The organism is Maridesulfovibrio zosterae DSM 11974, from assembly GCF_000425265.1.
In the GTDB taxonomy this organism is placed as follows: Bacteria; Desulfobacterota; Desulfovibrionia; order Desulfovibrionales; family Desulfovibrionaceae; genus Maridesulfovibrio; species Maridesulfovibrio zosterae.
The window spans coordinates 172,059-197,336 of the sequence record NZ_AUDC01000010.1 but is presented as its reverse complement, the minus strand read 5'-3'; the positions used below and the strand labels follow the sequence as shown (position 1 = coordinate 197,336).

At 40.9% G+C, this 25,278-nt stretch carries 26 protein-coding genes and 1 pseudogene; 8 read left to right on the top strand and 19 right to left on the bottom strand.

The features are described 5' to 3' along the window. Positions 1-99 precede the first annotated feature (99 nt). A complete protein-coding gene (cobA, locus tag H589_RS0101565; protein ID WP_027720390.1) occupies positions 100-1,614 on the top strand; it encodes a uroporphyrinogen-III C-methyltransferase in 1,515 nt (504 codons plus the stop codon). A 131-nt stretch (positions 1,615-1,745) separates the two neighbouring features. Further along, complete coding sequence (gene purN / locus H589_RS0101560; protein ID WP_027720389.1) at positions 1,746-2,420, top strand: phosphoribosylglycinamide formyltransferase; 675 nt, start codon at positions 1,746-1,748, stop codon at positions 2,418-2,420. Positions 2,421-2,542: 122 nt separating this feature from the next. Here purN and H589_RS0101555 read toward each other — a convergent pair whose 3' ends face one another. The 5 genes from H589_RS0101555 to H589_RS0101530 form a co-directional block, all read right to left on the bottom strand. Further along, positions 2,543-3,451: a phosphotransferase enzyme family protein gene (locus H589_RS0101555; RefSeq protein WP_027720388.1), complete on the bottom strand. Its 909-nt coding sequence runs from the start codon at positions 3,449-3,451 to the stop codon at positions 2,543-2,545. A 196-nt stretch (positions 3,452-3,647) separates the two neighbouring features. Then, complete coding sequence (amrA, locus tag H589_RS0101545; RefSeq protein ID WP_027720386.1) at positions 3,648-4,208, bottom strand: AmmeMemoRadiSam system protein A; 561 nt, start codon at positions 4,206-4,208, stop codon at positions 3,648-3,650. A gap of 4 nt (positions 4,209-4,212) precedes the next feature. Beyond that, positions 4,213-4,470: a cysteine-rich small domain-containing protein gene (locus tag H589_RS0101540; RefSeq protein WP_027720385.1), complete on the bottom strand. Its 258-nt coding sequence runs from the start codon at positions 4,468-4,470 to the stop codon at positions 4,213-4,215. A gap of 5 nt (positions 4,471-4,475) precedes the next feature. Next, on the bottom strand, positions 4,476-6,605 hold the full coding sequence (locus tag H589_RS0101535; RefSeq protein WP_027720384.1) for a SpoIIE family protein phosphatase: 2,130 nt from the start codon (positions 6,603-6,605) through the stop codon (positions 4,476-4,478). A gap of 6 nt (positions 6,606-6,611) precedes the next feature. Continuing rightward, positions 6,612-6,926, bottom strand: a complete 315-nt coding sequence (locus H589_RS0101530; RefSeq protein WP_027720383.1) for a DUF4389 domain-containing protein — start codon at positions 6,924-6,926, stop codon at positions 6,612-6,614. Between the two features lie 239 nt (positions 6,927-7,165). Between H589_RS0101530 and H589_RS0101525 the strand changes: the two genes are divergently transcribed. Beyond that, positions 7,166-7,462, top strand: a complete 297-nt coding sequence (locus H589_RS0101525; protein WP_027720382.1) for a hypothetical protein — start codon at positions 7,166-7,168, stop codon at positions 7,460-7,462. Here H589_RS0101525 and H589_RS18970 read toward each other — a convergent pair. Beyond that, positions 7,452-7,610: pseudogene (locus H589_RS18970) on the bottom strand (YjbQ family protein); the annotation flags it as partial. The gene H589_RS0101525 and the pseudogene H589_RS18970 overlap by 11 nt on opposite strands. Before the next feature lie 288 nt (positions 7,611-7,898). Between H589_RS18970 and H589_RS0101515 the strand changes: the two are divergent. Beyond that, positions 7,899-8,519 carry a hypothetical protein gene (locus tag H589_RS0101515; RefSeq protein WP_027720381.1) on the top strand — a complete coding sequence of 207 codons (621 nt, stop codon included), beginning with the start codon at positions 7,899-7,901 and terminating at the stop codon, positions 8,517-8,519. Positions 8,520-8,700: 181 nt separating this feature from the next. On the opposite strand, the gene H589_RS0101510 is transcribed toward H589_RS0101515, so the two are convergent. The 3 genes from H589_RS0101510 to H589_RS0101500 form a co-directional block, all read right to left on the bottom strand. Further along, positions 8,701-9,102: a secondary thiamine-phosphate synthase enzyme YjbQ gene (locus H589_RS0101510; RefSeq protein ID WP_027720380.1), complete on the bottom strand. Its 402-nt coding sequence runs from the start codon at positions 9,100-9,102 to the stop codon at positions 8,701-8,703. Positions 9,103-9,172: 70 nt separating this feature from the next. After that, a complete protein-coding gene (gene cobM / locus H589_RS0101505) occupies positions 9,173-9,934 on the bottom strand; it encodes a precorrin-4 C(11)-methyltransferase (RefSeq protein WP_027720379.1) in 762 nt (253 codons plus the stop codon). Continuing rightward, positions 9,935-11,158 (bottom strand): bifunctional cobalt-precorrin-7 (C(5))-methyltransferase/cobalt-precorrin-6B (C(15))-methyltransferase, encoded by a 1,224-nt coding sequence (locus H589_RS0101500; RefSeq protein WP_035074668.1) that lies wholly within the window; start codon positions 11,156-11,158, stop codon positions 9,935-9,937. A 156-nt stretch (positions 11,159-11,314) separates the two neighbouring features. Between H589_RS0101500 and H589_RS0101495 the strand changes: the two genes are divergently transcribed. Then, complete coding sequence (locus H589_RS0101495) at positions 11,315-11,587, top strand: hypothetical protein (protein ID WP_027720377.1); 273 nt, start codon at positions 11,315-11,317, stop codon at positions 11,585-11,587. 8 nt (positions 11,588-11,595) lie between these two features. On the opposite strand, the gene cbiD is transcribed toward H589_RS0101495, so the two are convergent. The 5 genes from cbiD to H589_RS0101470 form a co-directional block, all read right to left on the bottom strand. Continuing rightward, positions 11,596-12,684, bottom strand: coding sequence for a cobalt-precorrin-5B (C(1))-methyltransferase CbiD (cbiD, locus tag H589_RS0101490; protein WP_027720376.1), 1,089 nt, complete (start codon positions 12,682-12,684; stop codon positions 11,596-11,598). Continuing rightward, positions 12,677-13,846, bottom strand: coding sequence for a DNA polymerase IV (gene dinB / locus H589_RS0101485; RefSeq protein WP_027720375.1), 1,170 nt, complete (start codon positions 13,844-13,846; stop codon positions 12,677-12,679). Before dinB ends, cbiD begins: the two co-directional genes overlap by 8 nt. Before the next feature lie 200 nt (positions 13,847-14,046). Further along, positions 14,047-15,432 (bottom strand): cobyrinic acid a,c-diamide synthase CobB, encoded by a 1,386-nt coding sequence (locus H589_RS0101480; protein WP_027720374.1) that lies wholly within the window; start codon positions 15,430-15,432, stop codon positions 14,047-14,049. A 27-nt stretch (positions 15,433-15,459) separates the two neighbouring features. Further along, positions 15,460-16,203, bottom strand: coding sequence for a tetratricopeptide repeat protein (locus H589_RS0101475; RefSeq protein WP_027720373.1), 744 nt, complete (start codon positions 16,201-16,203; stop codon positions 15,460-15,462). A gap of 69 nt (positions 16,204-16,272) precedes the next feature. Next, complete coding sequence (locus tag H589_RS0101470; RefSeq protein ID WP_027720372.1) at positions 16,273-17,013, bottom strand: RNA methyltransferase; 741 nt, start codon at positions 17,011-17,013, stop codon at positions 16,273-16,275. Positions 17,014-17,208: 195 nt separating this feature from the next. Here H589_RS0101470 and H589_RS20740 point away from each other — a divergent pair, with 195 nt between their 5' ends. Beyond that, on the top strand, positions 17,209-17,385 hold the full coding sequence (locus H589_RS20740) for a hypothetical protein (protein WP_156891606.1): 177 nt from the start codon (positions 17,209-17,211) through the stop codon (positions 17,383-17,385). A gap of 100 nt (positions 17,386-17,485) precedes the next feature. Here the strand turns inward: H589_RS20740 and H589_RS0101460 are convergent, their stop codons facing one another. The 5 genes from H589_RS0101460 to H589_RS0101435 all read right to left on the bottom strand — a co-directional run bounded on the left by H589_RS0101460 (position 17,486) and on the right by H589_RS0101435 (position 22,773). Further along, positions 17,486-17,665: a hypothetical protein gene (locus tag H589_RS0101460; RefSeq protein WP_027720371.1), complete on the bottom strand. Its 180-nt coding sequence runs from the start codon at positions 17,663-17,665 to the stop codon at positions 17,486-17,488. Between the two features lie 72 nt (positions 17,666-17,737). After that, on the bottom strand, positions 17,738-17,896 hold the full coding sequence (locus H589_RS20735) for a hypothetical protein (protein WP_156891603.1): 159 nt from the start codon (positions 17,894-17,896) through the stop codon (positions 17,738-17,740). Between the two features lie 143 nt (positions 17,897-18,039). After that, positions 18,040-20,193 (bottom strand): methyl-accepting chemotaxis protein, encoded by a 2,154-nt coding sequence (locus H589_RS0101445; protein ID WP_027720370.1) that lies wholly within the window; start codon positions 20,191-20,193, stop codon positions 18,040-18,042. Positions 20,194-20,529: 336 nt separating this feature from the next. Next, positions 20,530-21,297 carry an exodeoxyribonuclease III gene (locus H589_RS0101440; RefSeq protein WP_027720369.1) on the bottom strand — a complete coding sequence of 256 codons (768 nt, stop codon included), beginning with the start codon at positions 21,295-21,297 and terminating at the stop codon, positions 20,530-20,532. Between the two features lie 9 nt (positions 21,298-21,306). Continuing rightward, a complete protein-coding gene (locus H589_RS0101435; RefSeq protein ID WP_027720368.1) occupies positions 21,307-22,773 on the bottom strand; it encodes an FkbM family methyltransferase in 1,467 nt (488 codons plus the stop codon). Between the two features lie 444 nt (positions 22,774-23,217). Between H589_RS0101435 and H589_RS0101425 the strand changes: the two genes are divergently transcribed. Continuing rightward, positions 23,218-24,165: a hypothetical protein gene (locus tag H589_RS0101425; RefSeq protein WP_245577014.1), complete on the top strand. Its 948-nt coding sequence runs from the start codon at positions 23,218-23,220 to the stop codon at positions 24,163-24,165. Positions 24,166-24,296: 131 nt separating this feature from the next. Continuing rightward, complete coding sequence (locus H589_RS18965; RefSeq protein WP_169433095.1) at positions 24,297-25,199, top strand: transporter substrate-binding domain-containing protein; 903 nt, start codon at positions 24,297-24,299, stop codon at positions 25,197-25,199. Positions 25,200-25,278: the final 79 nt, after the last annotated feature.

Genomic DNA, 25,278 nt, shown 5'->3' with positions numbered 1-25,278 from the left:
TTGATAGGTATTCCAAAAGGACTTGTTTTTGAGAAATCACCTGTTAGCAGCATCTCGTGCATTAAATATGAATTTTTTTAAACTGTGAGGGTGGAATATATGGGTTTGGTTTATCTCATCGGCGCAGGGCCCGGAGATCCCGGTCTGCTTACTGTTAAGGCTAAGGAAGTTTTAGAAACAGCAGATGTTTTGATTTACGATTATCTCGCTAATATTGAATTTCTTTCGTACTGCAAAGCTGATTGCGAAATCCTTTACGTAGGTAAAAAGGGTGGTGACCATACTCTGCCGCAGGATAAAATCAACGAACTCATCGTTGAGAAGGCCAAAGAAGGTAAGGTTATTGCTCGTCTTAAAGGCGGTGATCCTTATGTTTTCGGTCGCGGCGGCGAAGAAGCTGAAGAGCTGGTTGAAGCTGGGATTGCTTTTGAAGTTATTCCCGGTATTACCGCCGGTGTTGCTGCTCCTGCCTACGCAGGTATTCCGGTAACACACAGGGATTTTACAACTTCCGTATGTTTCATCACAGGACACGAAGATCCTACAAAAGAAAAAACCGGCCACAACTGGGAAGTTTATGCTAAGTCTACCAGTACTCTGGTATTCTATATGGGTGTAAAAAATCTGCCGATGATTGCTGAGAATCTGATCAAAAACGGTCGTGACCCAGAAACTCCTGTAGCTCTTGTCCGCTGGGGAACTCGCTGTAACCAGCAGAGCTTTGTCTCCACCCTTGAAAATGTTGCTGAGGAAGCCGCTGAGCGTAAGTTTAAGGCTCCTTCAATTATTGTTGTGGGTGGAGTTTGCTCCCTGCATGACAAGCTTGCATGGTTTGAAAAACGTCCTTTGTTGAATAAAGGTATTGTCGTAACACGTGCACGTGAACAGGCCAGTGGTCTTGTTTCTACACTCAGCAAGCTGGGTGCTTGTGTCTTTGAATTTCCTACTATCAATATTGAGCCTGTTGCTGACTATTCACCTGTGCAGGAAGAAATCAAAGCTCTATCCAAGTGGGATTGGCTGATTTTTACTTCTGTTAATGGTGTGAAATACTTTTTCCAGCAGCTTGATGAATCCGGTCTTGATGCCCGTGCATTTGCCGGTCTTGAAATTGCCGCAATAGGTCCAGCAACCGCTGAGGCCCTGATTGCTAAAGGTATTAAACCTGATTTTGTCCCTGAAAAGTACATTGCTGAAGGTGTTGTTGCCGGACTGCTTGAAAAGGGCGTTAAGGGTAAAAAAGTGCTTATTCCGAGAGCCAAAGTTGCCCGTGAGGTTTTGCCCGAAGAACTGCGGAAGGCCGGAGCTGAAGTTAAAATCCTACCTGTTTACGAGACTGGACTTTCAGAAAATGACCCCGGACCTGTTGCCGAGGCCCTCAAGGCTGGAAAGATAAATTATTTGACTTTCACCAGTTCCAGTACTGTGGAAAATTTCTTCAACCTCATTGAACCGGAGACTTTCCACAGGTATAAAGATATCGTAAAGATAGCTTGTATCGGTCCTATTACATCCAGAACACTTGAAGGTTTTGGCTTTGAACCCGATATTCAGCCAGATGACTACACTATTCCTGCACTGGTTGATGTTCTGGTTAAGGAAGCAGCTGAGTAATAATGCCTATTCGGGGGAGAGTTTTTCGTACTCTCCCTTTCTTTATTTTGCCTTCCAGCGGGTAATACAGGCTTAGTGGATCTGCACTCCCAAATTGAGAAGGGAATAACCATATTTTTTATGGAGTAAGTATGAGTTTACCTATTGCAGTTCTTATTTCCGGAAGCGGTTCTAATCTGCAAGCTCTGATTAATAAAATGGAAGATGAAATTCTTGATGTTGATATCAAAATGGTTCTTTCCAACAGGGCTGATGCTTACGGATTGAAGAGGGCGCAGGCTTACGGGATCCCGACTGCAGTTTTAAGTCATAAAGATTTTTCTTCCCGTGAAGATTTTGATACTGAAATGGTACGGATTCTTAAAGAGGCTGAAGTTGAAGCTGTTGTTATGGCTGGATTTATGCGCATCATCACTCCTGTATTTCTGAATGCATTTCCAGGTAAGATAATTAACATTCATCCAGCGCTCTTACCTTGCTTTACCGGTGTAGACGGTCAAGGCGAGGCTGCAGAGTACGGAGTACAGATTGCCGGATGTACAGTACATTTCGTAGATGAAAAAATGGATCACGGGGCAGTGATCATACAGGCCGCAGTGCCTGCCTATCCAGGTGAAGATCCTGATGATTTAAGAGCTCGCATTTTAGAACAGGAACATCGTATTCTGCCGCAGGCCACTCAGTGGCTGGCTCAGAAACGGCTGACTATGAATGGACGTTTCGTTGAGCTTGAAGAAAGTGATATTGAACCTGCTGCCCTAGATAATAAGAGTCTGGTAAACCCTCCACTTGAGGGACGTTTTTAGAATGCAGAAAAAAGTTTAAGATTACATTGAAATTTTTATCAGATAGATTTGAAATGGGTAGACACTGTTAACTTATCAGTATCTACCTATTTATTTTTTATATTTTCAGTAAATTTAAGTTTTTACCCCATAATTGATAGCAGCAACTCCATGAAATCAAGTTCCATTTCCAGCATTTCATAATCTTTTTTTCGCAGCCATTCTGAGAGCCAAGCAAAGCGCAGGGCAGGAATGAATTGTGGAAGTGCTTCGTAGCTTTCATCTGCAATGTTTGTCTGTTTGTAAAGACCATCTATAAAGGCCGGGATTACTCCTGTACTGAGTGCTTCTGGATTTTCAAAAGCCACACAGCCGATCATATTTGCAACATCATAAATTTCCGGGCGGATACCTGAAAATTCCCAGTCAATAATTGCTCCAAAACCTTGCCCTTTCCATAAAATATTCAACGGATGAAAATCACCGTGACAAAATGCTTTTGGAAGTTTCGGGAATTGTTCCATTGCAGGGAAGAGTCGTTCGCATATTGGTTCAAGTCTTTTAAATACTTCAGGATGACGTTGTGAAATGGTGGAAGACAGCTCTTTTGAATATTCAATAAGAGTAAATGAACAGGATGAATCAGAAAAATTTTTGTTTTTTGCGTAGACTCGCAAGGATGCAATGAAGCTTGCCATGGCTTTACCACGCTTATCATCATAAATATAATCAGGTCTAGGCAGTTCATCATATTCATAAAAAGCTGACAGTTGCCACGGGAAGCCCATAATTTCAGCAATGTATTCACCACTAGTTGTCTTTTGGTAAGGCAGCAGCCATTTCATGCCTGAGTTATTCAGTTGTTGTAGATTCTCGCTGATAGCTGTTCTCGACTTTACTTGTGTCCCGGCAATACGCTCCATAAGCCAGAGTCTGTTTTCCGTATCTTCAATGACAGAACGGGAGATGGCTCGCGCAGGGCTGCCAGGAATTGTTTTGTCATTATGGCGCTTAAGGGTCTCAAGACCCCATGGTTCGAGTGCATCTTGCATTTTGTTTCCTTTGAGGATTTGTCTCTCTATGGAGTCTATTCAGACCCGTTGATTGGGGATGCATATCAATTTGCAGGTAATTATCAGATGGTAACCAATGAGGATTATCCCCTTTGGAATTCTTATTTAAAAAATCTCAGTAAAATCTTTTATATTAAATTTTACGGAAATTTTTAAAAACAGAGCCCGGGTAGGATTAAAAAACTTCAGCTTCGAACCATAGAATATTAGTTGCAGGGTCCTGCCATGCTGTTGGTTCCATACCTGCTTTCTGGCATGTCTGGGCCAGAAACTGTGCCTTATCCCATTTCCAGCTTATTGCGACTTGTGGAAGCAGCAGTCCAGATTGTCTTCCCCTCTGCATAATAAGTCCGTGGCGTCCGATTTCAATTTGTTCAACATCTGTGCAGATACTTATGGGGCTTAGGATCGAAATTTCAACTTCAATTTTTTCAAACTCGGCAAGAGTTAAAACTGGAAAACGCGGGTCTTCAAAAGCTGCGGCGCGGGCCATATTCCAGATAGTTTTGTATAGCGGACCTGTTCCCTGAACATTACCAATACATCCCCGCAAATTCCCATGAATATTCAGAGTAACAAATGCACCGAAATTTTCGGTAAGATTAATTGTTGGCGGTTCTGGTATTTCAATGGGGTTTTTATCGTTTTTTAGTTTATCTAGAATACTTAATTTTACCAGCTCCTTAAGATATTTTTTTTCCTCTTGAGAAAGTGCGAAACTGAAATTTTCCGACATGAGATCACCTTTTGGGGTTGTTTGTGGAGTTCTGTTCTTTGAGCTTTTTAATAATGTAGTCATATGCTTCCGGACGGTGCGGCAATTTGCATTTAGTGCAGTCTTTTATTCCATTGTTCATTTCATATCGTCCCCCGCATTCTTCAAGCAGGTAAAGCGGACAAAAGCAGAACAGACAGTTGAAGGTCAAATCGTCACTTACATTATGACATGGGAAATAGCGGCATTCACTGTTTCTAAAGTAACGGTGACTGTTTTTCATTGTAGTTACCCTTTATTGAAGCTGTTGATCTTAATTATAACCAAGGTGATATCATCTTCCTGTTCCATGCCGTCTTGAAATTTATATACAGCGGCTATAATCAATTGCTGTATTTCTGCTGCATCCTTATCAGCGTTGGCAAAAATAAGTTCATCAAGGCGGTCCCGGCCGAACATTTCATCATTGTGATTACGTGCTTCCCAGATACCGTCAGTACCAATGAAAATGATTTCACCTTCATTAAGATCAACTGATTCCTCTTCGTATTCGCTTTCATTAAAAATACCAAGCGCCAGCATGGGGCTGCCCATCAGATCACGTTTTTGTCCCGTTGCCGGATTGTAAATTGTTGCGGGATCATGACCTGCCCGGACATATGTGGCAGATTTATTGTCTTGAGATATCTCCATGCAGAACAGGGTCATAAATCGTCCTGTTTCACCTATATCGGAACAGAGCAGGCGGTTTACTTCTCCTATTCTGCTTGCCAGCGAAGACTTATGCCCTGAGGCATGCTTGAGGTGCGCACGTCCGGTAGTCATAAGCAGCGCTGCAGAAACACCGTGCCCGGTCACATCTCCAAGAATAATACCTGTTCCCTCGTGCAGCGGTGGGTTGTAGTAATCAAAATAGTCACCGCCTGTTTCGTCACATGAAATACTGGCCCCGGATATATCCAGACCTTTGATACTGGGGGGAGCTTCTGGTAGCAGAGTAATATGTACTTCCTGTGCAAGCTCCATTGCTTTGGTTATGCGCATGTGGTCTTGAAGTTTAGGAATCATAGAATTAAAGGCTTCTGCCAACTTCTCCCGCTCATCTCCTGTATGCACTTCAACATGAACTGAAAGATCACCCTCAGATATTTTTTCTGCAGCATGAGTCATCTGGATCAAAGGACTGAGAACCTTCCTGCTTCCAAGAAAAGCGACAAGAGATACGGTAATAAGCGTGAAAAAAGCAGCAGCTCCAACAGCCACGTATAGATTCTGACTCAGGGCAAGAGTTTGGCCGGCAGCCATATCCGGAACTTCAGTAATAACCTTTTCAGGTACAATTAAAACGTAGCTGCTTTGCCCTCTGAATGGAGCATAGGCCCATACAGAATTAATGCCATTGTATGGCATGCGGATAACGCCTGATCTGCCTTTAGTGATGGCTTCAGTCATTTTTTCCAGTTTGACTTGTTCATCTGACTGCATATAGCGGATTTCGTTAGGGAGTTTTGTCTGCCATGAAATATTTGTCTGTTCATGTCCGGCTTCTGCCCAGATACGTAGTTTAGTTTCTTCGTCAACAGCAACTGGGCCGACTACAAAGGCCTGAATGTCACTGGACCACTGGGTTTTTAAGTCCTGCTTTCGAAGTAATTCTACAAGTTGAATATCAATTGCAACGACTCCAAGAATTTTTCCGTTACGGTCTTTAATGGGTTTGGAAAGAGTATATACCTGCTGTCCAGTGCTGGCATCAATGAATTTATCCCACACAATTGTATTGGCTTTAATCGCTTTGGTGAACCATGATCTCTTTCGTGGTTCAAAGTTTTCCGGATAGTTTCCATGTCCGGGATAGGCCATATGTAAACCTGAATTAAGGCAGATATATACTCTGTGCAAAGCTGTGCCGGCTTCGGAGAAAAAAGATTTAAGTTCCGGCTTCAAAAGGTAAAGTCGTGCAAGATCGGGATCTTTTTTTAAAAAAGATTTTTTTGGGGGATAATAGAAAACAGGTTCTTCAAGACTTATTGAAGATGGAATTTTGGCCCCTTGCTCGCTTACAACGTAATATTGTGGTGATGGTCCGAAATCACCAGGCTGCTCTCCATTTGTATTAAAATCCTTAGCAAAGAAGACTTTAGGTATTCCATTTACAGGATCATTAAGCACATCTTCAGCTTCTGCGCCGAGGGCTTTGAGCGCAAATTCCAGTGAAACAGCCTGCTGCATTACCAGTTTGGCTGAATCCATTGCTGACTGGTGCATCTCAGCCGTCAGAATCTTGATCATTCCTGTCCGCAACATTTGAGATTGGGTTTGACCAAGTTCAAGGATGCCCTGTCTACTGATGTATGAAACTACCAGCAAAGGAATGAGGCTGAATGCAAGAAGAAGGATAAATAATTTTTTTCGCATGTCTTTCTATGAGTAATCTATGTCTGAAGCCTGATGTTCACATTGATGTTCAGCAGGCAGGTTGGAAAATGGAAACGGCTTTCTATTGTTGTTAAGAGTGGCATATCGCAGAATTTCATATGTATATCTACTGAGTTTGTTGCCGAAATTACGCAGAGGAGCCGAGTGTTTACCGGTAATAATGCTTATAGCGAATTGTACAAATACTATTGCATAGGTCAGCATTCTTATCAGCTCAAAAGCAAACATGCATATCAAGGTTCTAATGAATCTTTTTAATATGTCAGTTCGGCGGGGACAGCCTTTTTTTTGATAATCCATGAGTGTCTCCTTTTTACCATGTTTAAGAACAAAAATACAAAAAAAGTCGCATCTGTCAATTAACAGTGTTATACTTTGAGAGACTTCCGCAATTATTACCGTTTGTTTTGCTTTTGAGTGTATCTCCTTTACAGCAGAACGGCAACGAAGGATTAATTATTGCAACAGAATGTACATGCGGCTGGAAGTGCCGGATATCCGGCACTCAAGTAGATCTTCAAGCTTGTGGGAGGAGTCAGATGAATACTGCATTACTGGAAGAACTGGTAATAAGAAGGGCAGAGCATTTTACAAATGAGGGCATATCAGCTGCAGAGGCAATTGATCGTGCCGGAGATGAACTTATGCGCTTTATGGCAGATTCAGGAGGACACGGGGCTCGTTTTTGTCTGCGGATGTGGTTGCAGGGTGCCAAAAAGCGTATAAGTCCAGATCGGTTAAACGAATCATCCGAGATGGAGGGAGACAAAAGACCGTTAATACGGACGCTTCCAATCAATTCCAAGATCTTAGGCAAGTTTGGCTTTATGCACTAGTTCCCAGCCATTTGACCCATAGTTTACGGTTTCTTGGACCGTCAAACTCGCAGAAGAAAATGCGCTGCCAGGTGCCGAGCATTATATCACCATCTTCAACTATAAGCATCTGTTCAGGGCCGAACATGCTTGTTTTGATGTGTGCGTCTTTAATATGTGTTGCTGCGAAAATTAGAATACTCCACCTCACTGCTTCGGGAACACAGTCTAGGACTAATAACCTAATTTTTTACAAGGATTTATTTCCTATTTATGGGCTTATGATTTGTCATCTCGGCTACCACTGGCGAGTATGCTTTTTTTGAGTGTTGGAGGGTGATTGTATTATTTTATATATTGTGTTGTTGTGTTATTCGAGATATCTCTCTGTAGTGGAGAAGCTGGTGTAAATTTATTATGATGGATGCAGCTGTGGAGTTTTTAATATGGAGGGAACATGCCATATCCAATTCAAACTGGTGTTGCAAGTGGGTTTCCAGTAACTGATGCAGGTTTTGAGATGATTGGAATGAATTATGCCTTAATAACTAAATCTACATCATCTATAACTAAAATAGGGACGTGGGGAGTTACAACTTGCGCTACTATAATTCTTTATGATGAGAATACAAAAAACACTCTTTTAGGACATTTGCAGGCTCCATCTGCCGAAGATGCAGTGGAAACATATTCAGCACAAAGTACTACTGTATACACATCAGCTAGTACAACATCAGCTGGGATGGAGCGTATTTCAAGATTGTTAAGTGAGTTTGAAGATTTTACAGGAATGAATGGAGGCTATTATATTTACATAATTCCTGGTGGTGACAAACAATTTGGAACAAATTTGATTACTTTTTTAGATGCATATAGTCCACAATTTGTAGGCTCTTTGCCTGGAAATTCTCCTATTCCTAGATTCAATATACCAATTCAGATTAATAGTAGTTCAGCATCTGAAGTTTATTTTGATAGATCAAACGGAATTATATACTATGTTAAAACTAGTGCCTGCCAAAAAGCGCCGTTAACCGTTAAGGATTCACCAAATGAAAAGCTTATTCGAATAATATAGATTATACTTTTGTAAATAGCTTAGTCATTCGACCAGAAGGAAGGTAAATAATCCCGTCATATATTGAGATCCCAAATCTCTTCTAGGTAGAAAGTCCGTTTGAAATATTAAAAGAAGGGAAACAAAAAATCTTTAATACGGACGCCTCCAATCAATTCCAAGATCTTAAGCAAGTTTGGCTTTATACACAAGTTTCCAGCCATTTGACCCATAATTTACGGTTTCTTGGCCCGTCAAACTCGCAGAAGAAAATGCGCTGCCATGTGCCGAGCATTACATCTCCATCTTCAACTATAAGCATTTGTTCTGGGCCGAACATGCTTGTTTTGATGTGTGCGTCAGAGTTACCTTCCATATGACGGTAATCACCGCGATGAGGAATAAGTTTGCGCATGTTGACAATAATGTCTCTGACAACATCATGATCAGCTCCCTCATTAACAGTGACAGCCCCTGTTGTATGAGGGCAATAGAGCAATAGAGCTCCGGATTCCCATCCGTTTTTATGTACATGTTCCCTTATCTGTACCGTAATATCGATCATTTCCTCATGTTCGCCGGTATTGATCTCTAAAATATCCATATTTTACCTTTTCATACTCATTTTCATAATTTTTGCAGTTAATTAATATTATGTGCCGGTCGTCAGATATTTATTGCTTGCCACCATCTCTGAACATGTGGCTGAAGCCTGCATCGTAAAGCAGAGATTCACTATCAGCCCCTTTTCCGGGGAGAATCATAAAAATTGTTTGTCTATTAAAATCATTTTCTTGCGCTGCTTCAGCCAGATTTTCAAGAGTCGTCTCTACAGATTTCTCTTCCGGCCAGCCAATGCGATAGCCGAGAACTACCGGAGTGTCTTTTGCCATTCCACCGGCAAGAAGCTGCTCCTGAATACCTGATGGATTGCCTGCGGACAGGTAGATTGCCATGGCACTGTTGTGGGCAGCAAGCTTTTGTAGACTTTCATCTTCAGGAACTGGAGTGCGGCCTTCCATACGGGTAATAATCAGGGTTTGAGTCCCTCCCGGCACTGTAAATGATGAGCTTGATGCGGCTGCTGCTGCACAGGCAGAGGTTACCCCCGGAATAATTTCATATTCAATTTCAGCCTGTTTAAGTAGGCGGGCCTGTTCCTGAACTGCTCCGTAAAGAGCCGGATCACCTGTATGAACTCGGGCAACAATTTCACCTTTTCCGGCATGTTCAACCATTAGTTTATTGGTTTCCTCCAGCGACATTGAGGCCGAATTTTCAACTCGGGCATTCTCGGATGCTGAGGCTATGACTGCTTTGGGTACCAATGATCCTGCATATAGAACAAGTCCTGCTTCCAGTATAATGCGTTGTCCTTTGACAGTAATCAGTTCAGGATCACCCGGTCCTGCGCCAATGAAGTATACTTTTCCCATCTATTGTCCTGCGGGCTTAGCTGCCCAGATTATGGTAATAGGATTTTGAGCTTTAAAGCGGATATCTCCAGCCAGTTTTTCTGAGGTCGAGGACTGCAACTGCATAGCCTGCCAAGGCCAGCCTAGAGAATCAAATGTCTCTCTCGTTCGCTGGACACTGCCCATAAGAATAGTGTGGACTACAATACGTCCTGCAGGTTTCAGTCTTTGCGCTGCTTCTTCAATTACACTTGCGTCTCTGCCAATACCCCCGCCAATGAAAATGCGGTCAGGATCTGGCAGCTCTTTTAAAATATCAGGCATTGTTCCAGCTACCGCTTCAACAGTCCATGCCCGAAATTTACGGATATTTTCTTTGATCATTTCGACCCGCTCTGTATTTTTTTCAACGGCAAAAAATTTAGAGTCACCAGTAATAAAAGATCCTTCAATTGCAACCGAACCGCACCCTGCGCCGAGGTCCCAGACAGTTTGTTCAGGACGTAAATCAAGTAGAGCAAGCCCTGTGGCACGTACCGGAAGTTTGGTGATAAGCCCTTTTTGACGTGTAAAACCATTGTCTTCACGCCCGAACTGTTGTGGCTGGGTATTTTCTTTTTTGAGTGTAAGAATAATAATATTTAGGTCAGCACAATTGAAATCTGTAAAACTTTCGAGATTTCCTTGAGCAATGATTTCTGATTCAGTTCCAAGCTCCGAAAGAACGCTCATGTTGTAATTATCAACACCCTTTTCCAGAAGGGTTCTTGCTATAGCTGAAGGGGTATTGCCTTTATCTGTATATACTGCGCAATCTTTGCGGTGTTGCAAAGCTGAATAGAGCGGGAAGAAATCTTTTCGTCCATGCAGTGAAACAGCTTTTATATCTTTCCAGCCTTTATTTAAACGCGCTGCTCCTATTTGGAGTGTGCAAGGTGAAGGGGTTACCAACACATTTTCACTGCCAATAAGTGGTATTAATGATTCTGCAATACCAAAAAAAAGAGGGTCTCCATCCGCTAAGAGTACAATCTTTTTTTCTTTTTTAAGGAGTTTCAATAGTTCCTGTGCATAGTCTCGTACTGGATATATGAAAGGCATTTTTTTGCCATCGAAATCAGAAAAATGATCTAACAGCCTTTTCCCTCCGCTGAGTACGTCAGCATTATCAATAATTTTTATGGCAGAAGATGGTGGCTCAAGGCTTCCCGGGTGCAAGCCGATAATTTGTAAGGGATATTTCATTGTAAATCTTATATAGTTTTGTTTGGCAGCTCTTTAGAAAGCCACTCATTTTGGTCTGTTATGTAAGTAACAAAAAGAATCGAACAACTATTACCAAAAGTATTATTTTTTGCTATAGTAAAAATGCCCCTTATTCTTTTAAAGGAGCTAGTAAAAATGAAAAAAATGATCGCATTTGCACTTTTAGTCGGTTCATTAATAACAGCTTTTTATGGATTTGCCATTACAGGCCCGATGCTTGAACAGAAATCCATGTCCAGAATTAATGATATGCTGGGAACCGCTTGTATTGAGGAACATTATCAAGCTGGCAGCTATGACACATCAAACAGGTGTGTTCCATTTTACATTGTTTCAGTCCTTGCTGCAGGAGCAGGGATATTCATCCTCTCAGAACTTCGTGAAGATGATGATGAAGAATTTCTGTGAATTTGTATTTATTGAATTAATTTTCCATCAAAGTCGAATAGGAAGTAATCAACACGCATGTTTTTGTTTCCTGAAAAATTAACAGCATTTATTTGAGCTTTACTTCTTAACATGTCGCAGAATATTTGCTTGGAATTTTCCGGGATCATGTCGTAAACCTGCCTGGCAGTATTTGCTGCTTGAATTTTGTCTATCAAGAATTTTTCTATGCCTAGTTCTGAACACCAGTTTGCCAGCATCGGAAAATCGATAGCCCAGTCTTTTGCATGAGTATAGGGAAAACCTTGAGCATGTTTCACCAGTTTACCTATGAAAATTGACCAGCACACTTTATCCATTTTTTTCAGCTTGGCCTGCTGCATTGAAAATTTAAAAAAATCAGCAGCTTGTATCATGATGATCGGCTTTGTATCTGCGAAGTGTTTTAGATAGAATTGTTCACTTCTACGACCTGTTGTGAAAACTATTTCGCTTAAGCATGAAGCCTTTGCTACATTTAGAGCCTGTGCAATTGACGCTTTCCATGAGGCGTGACTAAAAGGGCGTACGATACCCTGGGTTCCCAGTATGGAAATTCCTCCAATAATTCCAAGACGGGAATTCATTGTTTTTTCAGCTATTTCTTTTCCTCTGGGAACTTCAATAACGACTTTGATATGTCCTTTAAAATCAGGAAACGAGTCAGATATTTCTTTCAGTATCCCAGCAATAATCTGTTTTCGCGGTACAGGATTAATTGCAGCTTCACCTACAGGCACAGGCAGTCCCGGTAAAGTGACTTTTCCTACTCCTATGCCTCCGTGAAGTTCCACATGCAGCTTTTTACTTTCTGAAATTTCTATCCGTGCATGAATTTCTTCACCGTGAGTCGCATCAGGGTCATCACCTCCGTCTTTTATGACCACTCCGCAAGCATCGGTAGTTGATTTTTCAACCCTTTCTACAGGGACCTTTAGCGTACCTTTAACCGGCAAGGGGATTTCAATCTGATCAGGGACACTACCACCAAGTAGAACTCTCAGAGCAGCCATTGACGCAGCTGTAGCAGTTGATCCTGTTGTGTACCCCTCTCTGAGAGATTGGTTTTGCTTACTCATCTTCAAGAAGCCTGCCGCGGGTGAGAATGTTCTTGCCAAATTTCAGGCGGACCAGATCAACAGCTTTATCAAGTTGATCCAGCTTTTTATTTTCAACTGGGTTTTCAAGATCTTCAAGAAGCGAAAGCTGCTGACTACGCTCGTCAAAATTTGAAATGCCGATACCTATCAGCCGAACAGGCCCGATTGGTATTTCTGCATCAAGGAGTGCACATCCTGTTTTGTATATTGTTCCTGCGTGGGAGGTTCGTGTCTCTATGGTTTTACTGCGTGTAATCTGCCTGAAATCGGGGAATTTTATTTTTAAGGTGATGGTGCGTCCTTTAAGACTTTTACGCCTGATATCTGCGGCAATGCGTTCTGATTGTTTAAGCAGTAAAGTCTTAAGCTTGTGGATATCAGAAACATCTTCACCAAAGGTGTTTTCTGCACTGGAAGATTTCATCTGCCCGCTGACTTCAACCGGAGTAGGGTCGATACCGGCACCTTTTTCATATAGTACAAGTCCTCGTTCGCCGAATTTATCTTTCCAGAATTCAGGTGTGTAACGGCGAAAGTCAGCAGCATATTTAATGCCGTATAACTGTAGCTTCGGTAATGCTTTTTTGCCCACGCCGGGTATTTTTTCTACGGGCAGCTTTTGCAGAAAACTTTGAACTTCATGGGCTTCGATAATGGATATTCCATTTGGTTTATCTAGGTCGGATGCTATTTTGGCTAAAAATTTAACGGGTGCGATTCCCACTGAAGCGGTCAGTCCGGTTGCATTTAAAATATCTTCTTTGATTGTTTCTGCAAGTTTGCGTGGCGGACCGAATAATTTTTCTGTGCCGCTGATATCCAGATATGCTTCGTCAATTGAAGCCTGTTCTACAACCGGAGAAAAATTACCAAGTACCGTCATGACCTTTCTTGATATTTCTTTATAGCGTGCTCTTGTGCCGGAAACTATTTGCAGTTGAGGGCATAGTTTTAATGCTTGCTGGACGGGCATTGCAGATCGGACTCCATATTTTCGTGCTTCATATGATGCCGCACTTAAAACAGAACGTTTATGCATGGAACCTACTCCGACAGGTTTACCACGCAGTTCTGGATTATCAAGCTGCTCAACTGATGCAAAAAAAGCATCCATGTCTATGTGCATAATAAATTTTTGCATTTTATCTTATGTTTTGCACAAAAATATCAAGTTAACCACCGTGCTGAGCACAGAAAATATCGAGACATATCTCCATTTGTTTGGGAGTTACGCAAAATTTCAACGTATTGAATGTCTATTTAAGAAGCAAAGATGACGCTGTGAAATATTACATTTTTACTGAATATTAGTGCTGATATTTTATGATGTTCTTTATAAAATTAATTTTTCTGAGAAAGAGATTCCTGATCTATGTTTAAACAAGCTTCGACAAAATTTACTGCAACTTGAGGGTTGCTGGCGAAGTGGAGGTGGATATAACTTCCTATGGTATTGCCGTTTATGGTGAATCCTTCAGGTATGTTAGTCTCTTTTTTAGTTGTAACCGAGTATGAATTTGATATCTCGTCCATAGCACCTTCAATAGATGAATAATGAAATTCATGCCCACGGGCAATGGTTCCAGCCGGTCCAAGTGGACTGTTTTGAGATAACTCAATTTCCCGATATCCAAGCGCCTGAAAGCGTGACCGCATAGAACTGCGAAAAGGGAAAATGCCACACATGGGGAATACACGGTCATCTTTGCATATGGATTCCATAAGATACATGAATCCACCGCATTCGGCATATACAGGCTTACCAGAAGTTGAAAAATCAGCAATCGCCCGGCGTATTTTGGTGTTCTGGGCGAGATCAAAGGCTGACAGCTCAGGATAGCCTCCTCCTATGTATAGCCCTGAAATACCTTCCGGAAGTTCTTTGTCTTCAATAGGGGAGAAAGGAATAAGTTCAGCTCCTGCTTTTTTCAAAATACGCAGGTTCTCTTCATAATAGAATGAAAATGCTTTGTCTTTCGCAATTCCGATTCTGGTACGTGGGATCATGGGAACTTCATCAAAGCGCGGAGGTATTGGTATGTCCGGTAAAACTTCGATTATTTGTTCAATATCAAGATTCTCTTCAACCCAGTCAGCAAGTTTGCTGTATTTAGTATCAAGATCTTCCAAGTGTTCAGGAGTGACCAGTCCAAGATGACGGGAAGGGGTGGCAATTTCTGCGCGTCTGGGTAAACATCCTACCAGTGGTATTTCAGTTAATGAAATGGCTTCACGCAGAGTTTGTTCGTGATTTTTACTTCCTACATTGTTGAAAATAATTCCGGCTACGGCCGTTTCCGGATCAAAGTTACAGAAGCCTTGTACCAGAGCAGCTGCAGAGCGGGCCATTGAGCGGGCATCAACTACAAGAATTACAGGCAGGTTAAGCTCTTTAGAAAGATGGGCTGTTGATCCGGTCTCTTCAAGGGCTGAATAGCCGTCAAAGAGCCCCATAACTCCTTCTACAATACTGGCATCAGCGTCTTGAGTGTAGCGTGAAAAAATGTCTCGCAGCGTTTCTCCGGTAAGCATCCAGCCATCGAGGTTGTGGCATGTTCTGCCGGCTGCGCGGCTATGATGTCCCGGATCAATGAAGTCCGGGCCGGTTTTGAATGGCTGAACTTTAAGTCCACGGCGTGCAAGTGCTGCCATAAGACCGAGGGTGACAGAGGTCTTACCACATCCGCTGTGGGTTCCAGCAATTATAAATCCTTTTATAGAGTTCATTAGAGCTCTATAATATTTTTTATTAAATCAGCCTAGTTTATTTTTGTCCAGATAAGCGACAAATTTTTTGGCTTCTTCAAAATCAGGATTAAGCTCAAGGCAGACATTGAGGTCTTCACGTGCCTTGTCATATGCTTTATCTTCAAAATGTGCACGGGCAAGATTATAGCGTAGATGTTCATCGTCAGGGCTCAATTCAATGGCTTTGGAATAGTATTGCACTGCCTGCGGAATCATTTTTGATTTACGCAGACTTATTCCGAAATCATTGAACATGTGTTTGTGCTCTGATGCAAAAGGTGCATCCATGGAAATAAGTCTGGCGAATATGTCATTGGCGCGTTCTGTTTCTTTGCGCTCCATAAGGCATAACCCTACGCCAAAATTACCTCGAACATTATATTCATCAACCTTGATGGCACTTGTGTACTCCATCTCAGCACTGAAAGTATTTCCTTGCTTACGATGACGGTCAGCGCGGGCTAAAGTTTTCTGAAGATCCTTCATATTGGGAAGAACCTGCTTGTGATACATTTCAGGTTCAGGAGTATAATCTTTCAGCAATTCTTCGCGGTCAATTCCTTCAGGATCTCCAGTGGGGACAAAGTTATTATTGAGCGGCCGAACCTGAAATAAGTTTTCATCGGTTTGCTCAACAAAGTAATACCCTATCTGGGCAACACGGCGAGTGGTTGTTCCTGTTCCTACTTTGGCAATTTTTTGACGGGAAAAAACTCCGCTTAGGTCTTTAATCATATTAGTTTCAGTCATTTATAGGCTCCGCATGTCTTGGTAGATACTACTATAACTATCTTTTTCCCTATTGAGAAGAGTAAGAATTTAATTTTTGTCGGCCTGACTTGCAATCCATTTAATCTGGCGGCAAATCCCCATCAGAAGATTAAATTCATTTCGTTTAATATCCAATCTGGACATAAAGCGTCGGACAGGCATCATCCAGTAATCTGGATTATCTGCTTTTAAAAAGTCTATAGCTAAAAGGGTTTCCTGTAGGTTCGCGGCTAGTATCTCCTGTTCTTCAAAAGAGGTGGAGCGTTCTTCCGGTGGTCCTGCAGGAGCATATGGTTTATCTAAAGCTTTTCTGAAACACTCATATAAAATAATAAGTACAGCCTGTGAAAGATTTAATGAGCTGTTTTCATTGCTGGTAGGAATATTAATGAGCCGTGAGCAAAGCTGTGTTTCATCATTAGTCAGTCCTCGGTCTTCCGGACCGAAAACGATGGCAACTTTTTCTCCAGCACGCAGTTGCTTTACAATAAGCGGGGCGGCTGCTGACGGAGTAAGCACACCTTTGCGCCAGCCACCGGTTCGGGCGGTTGTTCCATACACTTTAGCATGGCCTATCAATGCCTCTGAGAGAGTATTTGCAACAGCAGCTTTTTCAACAATATCTCTGGCTTTAACAGTTGCCAGAGGCATAGCTTTCTCCATATCCCATGAGGCAGGACTGACCAGTGTGAGGTTGCTGCAACCCATATTGGTCATTGCTCGTGCTGAGGACCCGACATTTTCAGGGTACTTTGTACCGAAAAGAATTACGCTGAGGTTGCTAAGCATCCTTGCTCCCGAAATATAGTAATTTAAAAAGTATAATTGTACTGTTGGTGTAGGGTCATAAGAAGAACTTAATCTGTTGTCCAGTCCTATCCAGTGTATATTTGGGCTGCAACATGCTGTTATGGTATTATATACTGAAATGAAAAGGTAAATTGATATTTTGCAATATTTGGTGATAAAATCTATAGAAATTTGATGGATGAAATAAAAATATCAGAAAAATTGCTTGAGATAGCTGAGAATAGTGGGCTTTCTAATGAGCAGATACAGGAATTGCTTACAGGTGAAGGGCAGGTTCCAGATGAACTTATGGACGTTTTAAAAAAGATTTCTGACCAAACAATAAATATTACCGGCGAGGATAATAAGTAAGTCTCTAGAATATTTTCTCCCGACTCTTGTGGCTGGAGGATTTAAGAGTCGGGAGGGTGAAGCTATTTCTTTAGGGCATTCGGGGAGAGTTCACTTTAGTTTATTTTACAGATGAAGAGGGAATTATTGCTCCATCTGTGTCAACTTCACCTAATAATTCAAATTCAGGAAAAAGGCTGGGATCAAATGTGTAGGAATAATAATCACGGAATTTTATGAGATATGTTTTCCAGCCATATTGTCGTTTCATTCGCACCGCTTCTTTAATTACATCTGCCATTTTAATCTCCATTACAATTTAAATTTTATGGTTTGCTTGAATGTATTCAGGAACATTTAGTTTTTTAAACTGTTATTCGTGATAGTTCTTATCGTTATTTTTTTTAGCTTCAGATGCTTGGTGCGCTAGATTATATCCCCCTGATTTTTTAGAAGTGTTCGTAAGGGTTTTAAAGGCACTTTTAAGGAAATTTTTTCTGTTTAATGATGAGATAGTGGTTGTCTGGGTCATAGCTGAGTCTCCTGTTTTGTTGTGATCTTTAAAAGATCTATAATGAATTTGATAATCATTTTCAAGATAAAAAGAGTTTTTGTCAAAAAAATAGGCAAGGAATTTATCCTTGCCTATTCATTAGTCATCAGAACTTAGTAGAGCTATACGCTTTTTAGTTCAATAATAAGGTTCTGGAGCTCTTCAGTCAGCCTGGCAAGATCAGCTACAGCACTTCTGGATTGCGCCATTGCATCTGCTGTTTCAGTAGCTATTCTGTTAACTTCATCAGTGCCTCTGTTGATCTGTTCACTTGCAGCAGATTGTTCTTCACTTGCTGTGGCAATGGCCCTGACCTGATCGGCAGTGTCTTCGACTATTCCTACAATAGTTTCAAGGCTTTCTCCTGCCTGATTAGCGTATTCAGTGCTTTTAGCAGCAATAGTGGCAGCACTATTCATTTCGTCAATATTCTTTTTTGTTTCAGACTGAATTGCATGAACTGCAGTTGCAACTTCCTGTGTAGCCTGCATGGTTTTTTCTGCAAGTTTACGCACTTCATCTGCCACAACTGCAAATCCTCGTCCTGCTTCACCAGCTCTGGCTGCTTCAATTGCCGCATTAAGGGCTAAAAGATTTGTCTGGTCAGCAATGTCCGTAATTACAGTGATAACCTGCGAAATACCTGCAGCCTGAGAGCCCAGCTCACCAAGTCCTGCAACCATTCTACCTGAAGCTTCATTGACTGAGTTAATGGAAGAAACAACATTGGCTACAATTTTTCCACCGTTTTCAGCATTAGATTTTGCATTCATGGCACTTTCTGCTGCTTGTGATGCATTCTGAGCTACTTCAAGAACTGATGCATTCATCTGCTCCATAGCTGTTGCTGATTCAGTAGTACGCTCGCGCTGAATTTCAGATCCTTGGCTGGATTCATCTATTTGCATAGAGAGTCGTTCAGAGGCAGAGGTTACCTGCTCAACGATTCCTTCAAGTTCTCTGGCAGCATGCAGCATCCCTTCTGCTTTTGCACTTTCTGCGGCACTTTTAGCTTTTTGCGCTTCTTCGAGAGCAATATTTGCTGCTTCAGTCTGGTGTTCAGCTTCACCTGATTTTTCTTCAGCCGTTTTAATCAGATCTACAAGGCTTTCAATCATTTTAGCTAGGGCCTCATAGAGAGTAAGGAGTTCACCTCCAAACTGTTCTTTATCCGGATGAGAATCAAATCTGCCGTCAGCAATATCCTGCGCGAAGTTAACCATAGTTCCAATGGGTTTTGAAACACTGCGGGCCACAAATAAAACGACTCCCAGAACAAGAATAATCGCTATAATTGATAGGCCTATGCTAAGTTTCAGGAAGTTGTTTGCCTCTACGAAAATTTTCTCTGTCGGTATTGCAAAACCGATTGTCCAGGGAGTCGACGTTCCGGAAATTTTGACTGGTTCCAAAACATAAAAATATTCCTTACCGTCGATAGGAGAGGTCAATACTTTATGAAATCTTTTACCGTTTTTAACTGTGCTCGCGACTTCATTCTGTTCATTTTCAGGGAATATTTCTGTAATATTTTTCCCGACAAGATCTTTTTGAGGATGGGCCACACAGTATCCTTTATTGGAGGAGATGAATGCGTAACCTGTTTCCATCGGGTGGATCTGATCAATCATTTTTTCAAATGCGTCGAGAACAAAGTCAATACCTACGATCCCTATAAATTTATTGTTCTTGATTATCGGAACACTGACGGTTGCCATGACATAGTCAACTATTGGAGTCGTATATGGTTCAGTAAGGATGGCTCTTTTAGTGTCACGGGGAATTTTGTACCAGTCACGAGTGTTATTAGGATCATGTTGGTACATTTCAGTTAATTTCCATTCACCGTTTTCGTGCCATCCATACTGACCGTACTCACCATTTGGTCCATAATTTTTATCGCCGGTGTATTTACTGTCTTGACCGTCAAGTTCATTTGGCTCAATAACGATTTGTGTGCCATAGAACATTGGATCTGTTTCTGTAAGATTTTGAATAAAATGGTTAACCATTTTGCGATCAAGATTTTCTTTGTAATTGGAGAAGGTTATTATCGCTGCCGCTCCGGCCCAGGAAGCGTCAAGTGCTTTTTCAATGGTTCCTTTAACCTCATTACCGTATCTACCAGCCATTTCTTCAGCAAGTTCTGAGGCTTGTATCCGTGAGGATTCTCTTGTTTTCTGTACGGTAATAGTTGTAAAGGCAACAAAAATAAAAACCATCATTATACTGATGCTTAAAGCTATTTTAGTGCCGATTTTAAGGTTTTTGAACATGTCCCCTCCAACTCCCTATTGTGACGTTTTTTAAGCATTTCATAGAAATAGCTATGTCAGTTTAGCTATTTGCATGCTTTTATGTTTATTTTTTATGATTTTCTTGTAGGTCTGTCGATTTCTACAATAGATTGGAGAATGATGCTATAAAAAAAATAATGAGCGAGATGTGTGATAATATGTTATTGTTGCCATGTATTAAGAGCATCAAATATGGAATATGGTTTACTTAAGATTGAGGAAATTTCATTAATTTTTTTAAAATATATTTGAATAAAAAAAGCTGGTTTTACCCAGCCTTAATTTGTTTATGCAGTTTTGTAACAATCAGAAAAGTCAGGAAAAATCCAACTCAATACCGATAGGGCAGTGATCAGAGCCTAAAACGTCTGCTTCAATCCATGCATTTTTTACATTGTCCTTTAGTTCATCAGATACGAAAAAGTAATCAATACGCCACCCTGCATTGTTTTTACGGGCATTAAATCTGTAGCTCCACCATGAATATTTTCCAGGGCTTTCATCAAATATTCTGAATGTATCAATGTAACCATGCTCAATAAATTTATTAATCCACTCTCGTTCTATAGGCAGAAAACCTGACCGTTCAGAATTGGCTTTAGGATTTTTAAGGTCAATCTCCGTATGTGCGGTATTAAAATCTCCTCCTACGACGATTGGTTTATTTTTTCGAAGTTCCTGTGCATATTCTAAGAACTTATCATAAAATCCCATTTTGAACTCAAGGCGTTGATCATTCATCTGTCCGTTTGGATAGTATATGTTGAATAGGTAGAAGTGTTCATACTCCATAAGTATAACACGGCCTTCACCCTGATATTTTTCATCAGGCAGGCCAAAAGAGTGTGATATGACAGGCTGGCGGGTGAAACATGCAGTCCCGGAGTATCCTTTTTTTACTTTTGACCAGTTCCATAATGATTCATATCCGTCGTAATTCTTATCTTTTTCAGCAATCTGGTCTGGATGAGCTTTGGTTTCCTGCAGCATAACGACATCTGCATCGCTTTCTTCAAACCATTCGTTGAAGTTCTTTTTGATAACTGCGCGATAGCCATTTATATTCCATGAGTATATTTTCATATTGAATCCTTATTTAATACATTCAAAGCAGGTCTGATTTGAATGTATAGCAATAGTAGTCTTGATTTTCCAGCCTGTTTTTTGAATGATTTTTTCTATTTCAGAGATATGGTAGTCATTAAAAAAACCTGCGGCACGGCGTTGTGTCCTTTTGGAATTGGGCTTCATCTGGTGATAAGTAAAGATAAGCTTTTCAGCATTATTTGCTGCCCATTCCAAAAAAGAAGTAACATCGTGTAAAAATTCAAAAACAAAAAGAGCTGCTATTACATCAAATTTTTGATCCGGATATTGTTTCTGGTTGAGGTCCGCCACAATACATTTGCGGTTGCGGGCGACAATGTCCAGCGGTGTGTATGAACAACTCTCCGGTATATAGTCACGTAGCATCATAAGGCCTGCACCAACATCAAGAACTGATGATTTCTCTGCGATAAGTGCTCCAGCAAGCCCTGCACGCTGATCAATATCACCGCAAAGTGATTCCCAACGGGACCAGCGTCCGCAATCAGTTGTTTTTTTGTCTATGAGCAGTTCTGTATATCCGCGCATAAAATCAGCTGAAACATTGGGCCGCATAGAAGAGGGGAGGACTGTATGAGCCGTCCATGGTTGTTTATAGACTGGAAGTGGAGTGATAGTTTCGTTAATGCTGATGATGTTGCATTGCTCATGACTTGATGCATAAGGCACTAAAGGGCCTCCCATATCTTCATGAGGGAAACGGTAGGAGTCATAACACAGGTCCCGCAGCAGAGATAAAATTTCTTTAAATTCTTTAATTCCTTCGGGGGTAGTATGGAAATGCCCTTTTTCCCAAATGATAGCCGCTACGCGGCCTGATTTGAGGAGTCTGAGTGCACCTTTCAGCGTGGGGAGTTCATGTCCTTCTGTGTCAATTTTAAGGATAATCCTTTGTTCTGTGCAAAGGTCTTTTGCGTCTGCAACAATTTTATCTATGGGGTGGAGCGCTACGTTCAATGTCTCGTATGCTTGATTAGTGTTCAGGGAGACCAGACTATGCCCCATTGATGAGTTCTGATTTAAAAGACTGAATCCACTATGATCTGAAGCAGCACATTCAGCTATGGTTATTTGTTTTGAGCATTCATTGAATTCAGCCCAGAGTTGTAGTCTTTTAATATTTGCGGGGTGTGGTTCAACTGCAAGAACTTTCACTTCTCCGGGAAATTTCATTGCAGCAGTCATGGAATATAGTCCGAAGTGCGCTCCTATATCGATAAACAGATCGCCGGGTTTTAAGTGGGCATGAATGAAAGCTCGAGAGGCGTATTCAAAGCCTCCTGTGCGGGTTTCACGGTGTAGAAGAGAGTTTACGCCGGCATCTTTTAATTCAGACGTGGCCAGCAGCATCTCAAACTCAGAATTTCCGGACTCATTTTTGATGACACTTGGAACTCTGATCCAGAGGTCTTTATTCGTTTTAAGATGTTCTAGTACTTTTTTTCTGCTCACAGTTTATCCATTGTAATTCAGAATAATGATTATGAGTTACTTTAATCTGATATATAAATACCTGAAAGATGAAAGGATAAGAAGTGTTAATTACAACAAAAGTAAAAGCCCGCTTGCGAGCGGGCTTTTACAGAAAAATTTACGGGTTTCCCCGTGGGATTAATGGCTAATCTTCATTGCTTGCGGCTTTGATGAAAGCGATAGCAGCCATAGTCATTGCAAGACCTAAAAAGAACCAGAAAAAACTCATATCAGTACTCCTCTGTTTAGTGCTTATTGAACTGGATTAATTTCAGTAACAAAAAAAAATAAAGTTGAATAGTAAATTTGAGAGTGAAGTCTTAGATTTTTTTTGAAAAAAGCTGTTATACAGAAATGTTGAGGACTCCTCTGAATTATGAAATACTAATTTGCATAAAAAGAGTACTAAAGCCGCTCTTGCTGTTGACTGGTGTATCTACTGACCGTATCTTCTCCCCCATGAATATTACGACAATTAAAGAATTTATTAAAAGCAGAAAAGTCTTGTTGGCTTCAGTTGCTGGAGCTTGTTTTCTATGTTTTGCCGCTTATGGGGTGATAAGTGTTCAAAATTCGATCGCTGAAGAAAAGGCACGTATTGTTGAACAGAACCGAATTAAGCAAGAACAGGAACTTAAAGCGCTGCAGGATGAAAATCGCACAAAAGTAATTCAAAGTATGAAAAGACTGATTGAAACAGGTAATGCTGAAACAGCCCTTGCTGTTGCTGACAAAAATAGAGAGCTTATGAATGATGAGCTTAAAGAAATGATTCGTCTTGCAACGGAAAAAGATCTCCTAAGCAGGATTGAACGTACTTCTAAATGGAATTATTCTGAGCTTGCTAAATATTATGCAGAACTTGCTGCGCTTAAACCGCAAAATAGAAAATATTCAAAAGAGCTTAAAGACTACGATAAAAAGCTACGCAAAAGACTGGAAAGAAAACTATATGCTAAAGTCCAGACTCTTCCTGTAAAAGATTATAAAGCGAATATGGAAGTGTATGAGGAGTTGAAGCAACTTAATCCTTCCGAAGAGCTTTATCAGAGCAAATATGACCTATACAAAGCTAAATATGATGCTTTTATGAAAGAGTTAGAGAAGTTCGGAGCTAAGCCGGAACGAACCTCAGATGGTAAATCATACGTGGAAGTAGAGAAGTATTTAAAAGAGAATTCAATGCACCCAGAGGCCTTGCAGATGGAGAGTGCTACAGATTGTTATTATACAGATGCCGGCTGGCTGGTCGGATGTTCTTACAGTGAACGCAATGAAGCTGGGTCATATTTTAGTGAATTTATGTGGTTTACTGTTTCAAATTCAACCGTTCAGAAAGTTGAACCAGGAAGAACTTATACCATCAATTAACCTGGGGCTCCATTTTAAATGGAGTGTCTTTATAATCCTATCAGCTTAGAAGTTGTTATACGAGAATCTTTAAAAATGTTTTTTCTTTGATGATTTTTATGGGGATATTTATTCATATTGATGGGGTTGTTTTGAATAGAATTTTAGGTCGAGTTATTTTTTTTATATTTTTATTCACTTTTGCTTTTAGGGTTATACCAGCATTTGCCACAAGTTTGGAGCAGGTTAGAAAAACAGGAGTTTTACGTCATATTGGTATCCCTTATGCTAATTTTGTCATTGAAAAAGGGCAGGGGTTGGACGTTGAAGTAATGCAGCGTTTTGCCAAACACCTTGGCGTAAAATATAAGTTAGTACTCTCTAACTGGATGAGAGTTTTTGGAGATTTGACCGGCGAGCTGGTTCGGGCAGAAGATGGTGTCGTGAAAGTTGTAGGACACACTGAAGTGCGTGGTGATGTTATCGCTTGCGGTTTAACTATGCTTAAATGGCGTAAACAGCTGGTTGATTTTTCTAATCCTACCTTTCCGACACAGGTTTGGGGATTGGCAAGATATGATTATCCCGCAAATCCAGTTAATGCATCGGGGAATATTGCGAAAGACCTCGCCGCCATAAAAAGAGTGATTAAGGGACGAAAAATATTAGGTAAGGAAAGTACCTGCCTTACTCCCTCATTGTATGGCATTGATCAGTCTGTAGGACAGGTTATGGATTTTCCAGGCCTTCTCAATGATATGGTTTTTGCAGTTCTTAAGGGAGTCGTTGATGTTACTCTTCTTGATGTCCCTGATATGATGGTTGCTCTTGAGAAATATCCTGAAAAATTGAAGGTACTGGGTCCTATTTCAAGGGAACAGGAAATGGCAGCAGCCTTCAGTCATGATTCACCGAAGCTTCGTAATGAGTTTAATCTTTTTTTTGATAAATTAAAGCAGAGCGGTGAATACGGGCGGCTTGTTAAAAAATATTATCATGTTGTATTTAAATATTATCCTGATTTTTTCAGAGAAGAAAATATCAAAATCCATTAATAAAAAAACTCCGTCCTGAAATTGGGGCGGAGTTTTTTGTAATCATATTTTAGGGTATATGAAAAAATATAGCAGTATA

Excerpts from the sequence above, each read along its gene's own strand:
- cobA (WP_027720390.1), top strand. The coding sequence starts at position 100 with ATGGGTTTGGTTTATCTCATCGGCGCAGGGCCCGGAGATCCCGGTCTG.
- purN (WP_027720389.1), top strand. The coding sequence starts at position 1,746 with ATGAGTTTACCTATTGCAGTTCTTATTTCCGGAAGCGGTTCTAATCTG.
- H589_RS0101555 (WP_027720388.1), bottom strand. The coding sequence starts at position 3,451 with ATGCAAGATGCACTCGAACCATGGGGTCTTGAGACCCTTAAGCGCCAT.
- amrA (WP_027720386.1), bottom strand. The coding sequence starts at position 4,208 with ATGTCGGAAAATTTCAGTTTCGCACTTTCTCAAGAGGAAAAAAAATAT.
- H589_RS0101540 (WP_027720385.1), bottom strand. The coding sequence starts at position 4,470 with ATGAAAAACAGTCACCGTTACTTTAGAAACAGTGAATGCCGCTATTTC.
- H589_RS0101535 (WP_027720384.1), bottom strand. The coding sequence starts at position 6,605 with ATGCGAAAAAAATTATTTATCCTTCTTCTTGCATTCAGCCTCATTCCT.
- H589_RS0101530 (WP_027720383.1), bottom strand. The coding sequence starts at position 6,926 with ATGGATTATCAAAAAAAAGGCTGTCCCCGCCGAACTGACATATTAAAA.
- H589_RS0101525 (WP_027720382.1), top strand. The coding sequence starts at position 7,166 with ATGAATACTGCATTACTGGAAGAACTGGTAATAAGAAGGGCAGAGCAT.
- H589_RS0101515 (WP_027720381.1), top strand. The coding sequence starts at position 7,899 with ATGCCATATCCAATTCAAACTGGTGTTGCAAGTGGGTTTCCAGTAACT.
- H589_RS0101510 (WP_027720380.1), bottom strand. The coding sequence starts at position 9,102 with ATGGATATTTTAGAGATCAATACCGGCGAACATGAGGAAATGATCGAT.
- cobM (WP_027720379.1), bottom strand. The coding sequence starts at position 9,934 with ATGGGAAAAGTATACTTCATTGGCGCAGGACCGGGTGATCCTGAACTG.
- H589_RS0101500 (WP_035074668.1), bottom strand. The coding sequence starts at position 11,158 with ATGAAATATCCCTTACAAATTATCGGCTTGCACCCGGGAAGCCTTGAG.
- H589_RS0101495 (WP_027720377.1), top strand. The coding sequence starts at position 11,315 with ATGAAAAAAATGATCGCATTTGCACTTTTAGTCGGTTCATTAATAACA.
- cbiD (WP_027720376.1), bottom strand. The coding sequence starts at position 12,684 with ATGAGTAAGCAAAACCAATCTCTCAGAGAGGGGTACACAACAGGATCA.
- dinB (WP_027720375.1), bottom strand. The coding sequence starts at position 13,846 with ATGCAAAAATTTATTATGCACATAGACATGGATGCTTTTTTTGCATCA.
- H589_RS0101480 (WP_027720374.1), bottom strand. The coding sequence starts at position 15,432 with ATGAACTCTATAAAAGGATTTATAATTGCTGGAACCCACAGCGGATGT.
- H589_RS0101475 (WP_027720373.1), bottom strand. The coding sequence starts at position 16,203 with ATGACTGAAACTAATATGATTAAAGACCTAAGCGGAGTTTTTTCCCGT.
- H589_RS0101470 (WP_027720372.1), bottom strand. The coding sequence starts at position 17,013 with ATGCTTAGCAACCTCAGCGTAATTCTTTTCGGTACAAAGTACCCTGAA.
- H589_RS20740 (WP_156891606.1), top strand. The coding sequence starts at position 17,209 with ATGGATGAAATAAAAATATCAGAAAAATTGCTTGAGATAGCTGAGAAT.
- H589_RS0101460 (WP_027720371.1), bottom strand. The coding sequence starts at position 17,665 with ATGGCAGATGTAATTAAAGAAGCGGTGCGAATGAAACGACAATATGGC.
- H589_RS20735 (WP_156891603.1), bottom strand. The coding sequence starts at position 17,896 with ATGACCCAGACAACCACTATCTCATCATTAAACAGAAAAAATTTCCTT.
- H589_RS0101445 (WP_027720370.1), bottom strand. The coding sequence starts at position 20,193 with ATGTTCAAAAACCTTAAAATCGGCACTAAAATAGCTTTAAGCATCAGT.
- H589_RS0101440 (WP_027720369.1), bottom strand. The coding sequence starts at position 21,297 with ATGAAAATATACTCATGGAATATAAATGGCTATCGCGCAGTTATCAAA.